The sequence below is a fragment of the Bartonella sp. AD328YNZD genome (genome assembly GCF_042196425.1).
Window position 1 is genome coordinate 1 of sequence record NZ_JBHIQG010000180.1, and the last position, 5,219, is coordinate 5,219.

Below are 5,219 nucleotides of genomic sequence, written 5' to 3' on the forward strand. Positions count from 1 at the left end.
TATGTTTTTGTATTAAAGCGGATGGGATTGGTGGAGTGTATGATATTGTCACCAAGCCGGATTTTCAGAAAAGAGGTATTGGGACATTCATGACAAAAATTGCTATTGAGCATTTAAAAAGAAGGAGATGTCATGTAATTGGTATGCAAGCCTCTCACGAGGGAATTAGCATTTATAAAAAATTTGGTTTTACAAACTTTGGTAAATTTAAAATTTATTCCAATAAACACATAGTGGTTTAGCTATGAACTCTTTTTTTGCTCATCAATTAAAAAATTTATTATTTTCAACAAAACTCAAATATGATCAAGCAATCGATATAACCAAGGAAGCTTGACCAATCCCCTTTAATACTGATAGTGAAAAGCTAAAATCAGTTATTACAAACATAATTGTTTCAAATGACGCACTCAAATTTTCTTATTTTTTTAATTTGTCTTAAAAAGATATCTATCACAAATCTAAGTTGAACAAATGTAATTTTTTATATGATCGATAATCTACTGTATGTTACTGATAATTATGAAGAACTCGAAAGAAAACATTTAAAACGACAGTTGCATCATAGTTTGTTAGATGGTTAGTCTGTTAGTTAATTAATAGAAAAAATTTTTGCTTTATACAATAACCAAAGGAGCTTAAAAAAACTTTTAAAGGTCCTTTATATGTATTGTTTCTTTTTCTATATTACAGTTGATGATGAAAAATCTCTCACGCTAATTGTAATTATTTTCAAACGAAATAAACTGTTTTCACCTATTATTTAGAGTAAATTAAATTTTTGGGATTTCTGGCACATCATTTGAAAGATAAAAGAAATTTTCCCTTGTACTTGTGCAAACAGCGTAGACATCATTTGATAATCCTCTTTCTTGAACAAATTCTTATCCAGAATAATCTTCAATACAAAAATAAATTAATAACTTGGTTTATAAAGATAATTTATCATTATTCATATTGAGCAAGCGTCTCAAATATCATAGGATTATCTCATTTCAAATCTCTATACATTAAAATCACTCACAATCATCTGCTCACACATAACAGGAAAAATTGAGGCATCAATAAAATTCACTTGAAGAAAGGAATAAAAACTCTTCTTCTGAACGCTCTGAAATACCAAAGACTATCGCAAAATTGGGAGCCCAAATAGTATAGGAGGTACCCCTTTCACCTTGAAAATGTAAAAATGGGAAGCATAATAGCTTTATACACTTCATAGAGGCTTTAGACCATTCACGAACGTTATTATAAAATGGATGTGACACACTTTGAGAGAAATCTCTTTAAAATAGACATGTGAATTAACAATATAAATGCATCCTATTTTACATGAGAAGCATAACTTCAAATCAAGATAAGGTAACATAAAGTATTGAAATCGTCATAGTGCACAACAAAATTAGACCATTTTAAATGTTTAATGGTAACATCTGCTAAACAACAGAATAAAAATTCAATTTTGAAAAGATTAAACCACACGCTACAGGTCTATTGAAACTCCGATTGTGCAATCGACTACCTTCTTGCTAAAATTTAATCACTATAAATATAAAAACCTTAAAGTCCGCTCTAAATTCGTAAAAATTTCTAGATCTTGCTGTATAAATGTTGAAACTCCTCATGGCTACTCATCTGAAACGCCAATAATTCCATAAAGCATCTCCATAAAAAAGGATAATGACGTTGTAATATCCGAAAAAAATTTACCATATCACCTGAAAGATCATTGATAATTCCATCAGGAAGTATCAATTTCTATTTAGAAAACCCTATCCGTGCCGACAAAAACTATGTAAATGTTAGATATATAATAATTTTGATGACGATTTTGACTCATCCTGTTTTGCCACCAATATAAGAAACAGCAAATATAGTGGATCCGCCAGCTTTAATATCGCCTTGTAAAAGGTCTTTCCCTCTACACTTTTTGCTATCAAATCCTGATTTTCAATTCCTTGCTCTCTTTTTTATACTCAAAATTGCCTCTGAAACAGGATAGATTAATCGTAAAAAATATATAAAAGAAGCAAATTATAACATTTTTTCTTATCCTTCTTAATACAAAATAACTGTTAAGCTACAATGCGCTAACACTTATCAATCATAAGCCCAAAACATCATATAATGACGACACAAATTCATAGAATGAAGATTTTTCACAATCAACCGTTGTATTAATCTTTCCATAATGCATAAAAATGATGAAGCGGCCCTCGCCCTTTCCCTACTTTTAAAGCATCTGAGGCAGTTAAAGCGCCATGCAAATAATCTTTTGCTTGTTTAACAGCGCAATCCAAAGGTTGAGTAGGTAACAAAGCTGCAATGGCAGCAGAAATGGTACACCCTGTCCCATGATCATGAGTGGTTGAAAGACGAGAGGCTTCAAGTATAAAAAGGTTTTCACAATCACAATAAAGATCTGGACTAGAACAATCGTAATTTTCTGTACTATTTTTGGTAATCGTATTCAAATGTCCCCCTTTTAACAAAACTGCATGACACCCTAGCGCCAAGAGTCGTGGAGCATATTGATACATAGTCTCTAAAGACCATTGCACTTCACCTCCCAATAACAGTGCAGCTTCAGGCAAATTTGGCGTGATCAAAGTTGACATCGGCACAAGAACATCACGCATAATTTCAATTGCATCAGACTTTAAAAGAACATCACCACTTTTTGCAACCATAACCGGATCAAAAACAATGAAACGCGCTTTATGATAAGCAAGACGTTCTGCAATAACCTGTGCAATCTGAGCATTTGCAACCATACCAATTTTAACGGCATCAACATGGATATCCTCAAAAACAGAATCAATTTGATCTGCAACAAAAGAAGCATCTAATGCCTGAAAAGAACGCACACCCTGAGTATTTTGTGCAACAACAGCTGTAACCACACTCATACCATAAGTTTTCATAGCTGAAAAAACCTTCAAATCCGCCTGCATTCCAGCGCCACCAGAAGGATCTGTTCCCGCAATAGATAAAATCCGTGGAATAAAAAGTTTATCTTTTTGTAATTCCATTAACCTCTTCCCTTCTGTTTTTAAATATCGGAAAATGAGTTACCGAAAAAATAGATGCTTGAAAAAACATAAAGAAGATGTTTTCTCATGTGAATTATATTATATATGAAGTCTTCTTATAGCTATAAAATGGAAAATGTAGTGCTTATCCTTCGTTCTATTCTTTTTACGTTCGCTTTTTATACAACAACTTTCATACAAATGATTCTTTACGCTCCCGTTTATTTTTTAATGCCCCGCAAAAAGGCATGGATTGTCCCTAAAACATGGGCACGCGTTACACTCTTTTTGCAAAAATACATCGCAGGCACAAGTTATGAGATTGAAGGTTTAGAAAATCTTCCCAAAGGACCCTATATCATTGCTCCAAAGCATCAATCGGCTTGGGAAACTTTCAGTCTTGTTCCCTATTTTGATGATCCCACTCTCATTTTAAAACGTGAATTGATGTGGATTCCATTGTTTGGCTGGTATATGGCAAAAACACAAATTATCCCCATTAACCGTACAACCCCCATCAAAGCCTTAAAAATGGTTATACAAAAAGCAAAAGAGAAAGTAAAACAAGGGCGCCAAATCTTGATTTTTCCCGAAGGAACACGCCGACAACCCGGTCAAAAACCAGATTATAAGTCAGGAATTGTCGCGCTCTATAATGAATTAGGACTTCAAGTTGTTCCTATTGCACACAATGCGGGTTTATATTGGCCACGCAATAATTTTCGCCGCTATCCCGGAACAATTCGTGTCCGTATTCTTCCCCCGATAGAGGCAGGTTTAAGCAAACGTGATTTTCTAGATCAACTTGTCCAAAAAACTGAAAAAGCGTGTGATGAACTGCTTCTCTTAGCAGCTCAAGATCCTAGCCCTCCTCCTATGCCACCATACGCTGTTCAGAAACTTCAAAAACTAAATCATCATGAAACAATGCACTGATTGATAAGAATAGTGTATCACTTTGTATATTGAGCGGAGTATAAGAAACAAAAATATAAGAAAGATACTTCAAACTTTCTAATTCAAAATTATAAAACACATGTACATGATAAGAAATAATCAATGTGTAAATTTTTTTGAAAAAGAATTCTTCCTCTCTTTAAAATCATTTAAATAACATACATCTCATTGACTTATAAGGATGTTTTAGCGTTATTCAACTTGAATGAGAACCCTGAATACCGTAAGATTCTCTCATTTCAAATCTATTCTAGGTTGAATCAATTAGAATCATTTTCTTACACATTACAAGCGGGGATATCTGTGTGAATAAACGATACAAGAAAAGATTAAAATGCTTTTTACGAACAGTCTCAAGTGCCAAGGGCTATCCTAACAGGAGAGCAAGAAAAATGCATGATTATGCAGATTCATTCTTTTCTGAGAAATTCAATCCCTCCAAGAACATGAAATCTTGTACAATCTTCATTATTTAAAAAGTATTTCTTGAGATACTTAAGTCATCAAACCAAATTCAAGGGGAAAATAAAAATGAGTGTTGGTTTTTATCCCACAGACACAACGGATACAGCAATTAACCATCTTTCCTCCCTATCCTAGACTTAAAAGCTTTGTGTGCTACATTAAAACAATTCTAAATAACGAATAAGAGGGAACTAGATTTAAATTAATGCAACGTCTCTTCTATAATTTATTTTTTTCTGTGATTTTGAGTTTATCCAGCGCTGTCGCTCTAGCGCAGCCTTTTATTTCTGTTGATGTTACAACGAGGCGTATCTTAAAACATAATCAAGCTTTTGAGCGTTGGTATCCTGCTTCCTTGACAAAATTAATGACCGCTTATGTTATTTTTCGTGCCATGAGCCGAGGAGAAGTTTCACCAAACAAACATATCACCATCAGCGAATACGCCGCAAAAGCTCCCTCATATCGTTCAGGCTATAAAGCTGGTTCTGTACTCACACTTGATACAGCCTTAAGTATCACCATGGTTAAATCTACCAATGATTTAGCTATTGCTATGAGTGAAGCCATTGCAGGTTCACAGAAAGATTTTGTACGTAAAATGAATAGCGAAGCTAAACGTTTAGGCATGTTTGGCACCCATTTTGCAAACGCAAGTGGTTTACCAGACCCTCAAAACTACTCCACGGCACGCGATATTGCTCTTTTAGCCGTTCAAATACGTCGAGAATTTCCACAATATGCTCATTATTTTTCTATTCCAGC

Annotated in this window: 4 protein-coding genes; 3 read left to right on the forward strand and 1 reads right to left on the reverse strand. The window is 34.0% G+C overall.

Annotated features, from left to right (window positions below; translation table 11 throughout):
* Positions 1-242: GNAT family N-acetyltransferase (locus ACFIO3_RS08565; RefSeq protein ID WP_375704316.1), on the forward strand; the 242-nt coding region annotated here is incomplete at its 5' end.
* 1,935 nt (positions 243-2,177) lie between these two features.
* Here the strand turns inward: ACFIO3_RS08565 and thiD are convergent.
* Complete coding sequence (thiD, locus tag ACFIO3_RS08570; RefSeq protein WP_375614353.1) at positions 2,178-3,032, reverse strand: bifunctional hydroxymethylpyrimidine kinase/phosphomethylpyrimidine kinase; 855 nt, start codon at positions 3,030-3,032, stop codon at positions 2,178-2,180.
* A 129-nt stretch (positions 3,033-3,161) separates the two neighbouring features.
* On the opposite strand from thiD, the gene ACFIO3_RS08575 reads away from it, so the two are divergent.
* Complete coding sequence (locus tag ACFIO3_RS08575; protein ID WP_375606059.1) at positions 3,162-3,968, forward strand: lysophospholipid acyltransferase family protein; 807 nt, start codon at positions 3,162-3,164, stop codon at positions 3,966-3,968.
* A 691-nt stretch (positions 3,969-4,659) separates the two neighbouring features.
* Positions 4,660-5,219: D-alanyl-D-alanine carboxypeptidase family protein (locus ACFIO3_RS08580; RefSeq protein WP_375704317.1), on the forward strand; the 560-nt coding region annotated here is incomplete at its 3' end.

Excerpts from the sequence above, each read along its gene's own strand:
- ACFIO3_RS08575 (WP_375606059.1), top strand. The coding sequence starts at position 3,162 with ATGGAAAATGTAGTGCTTATCCTTCGTTCTATTCTTTTTACGTTCGCT.
- thiD (WP_375614353.1), bottom strand. The coding sequence starts at position 3,032 with ATGGAATTACAAAAAGATAAACTTTTTATTCCACGGATTTTATCTATT.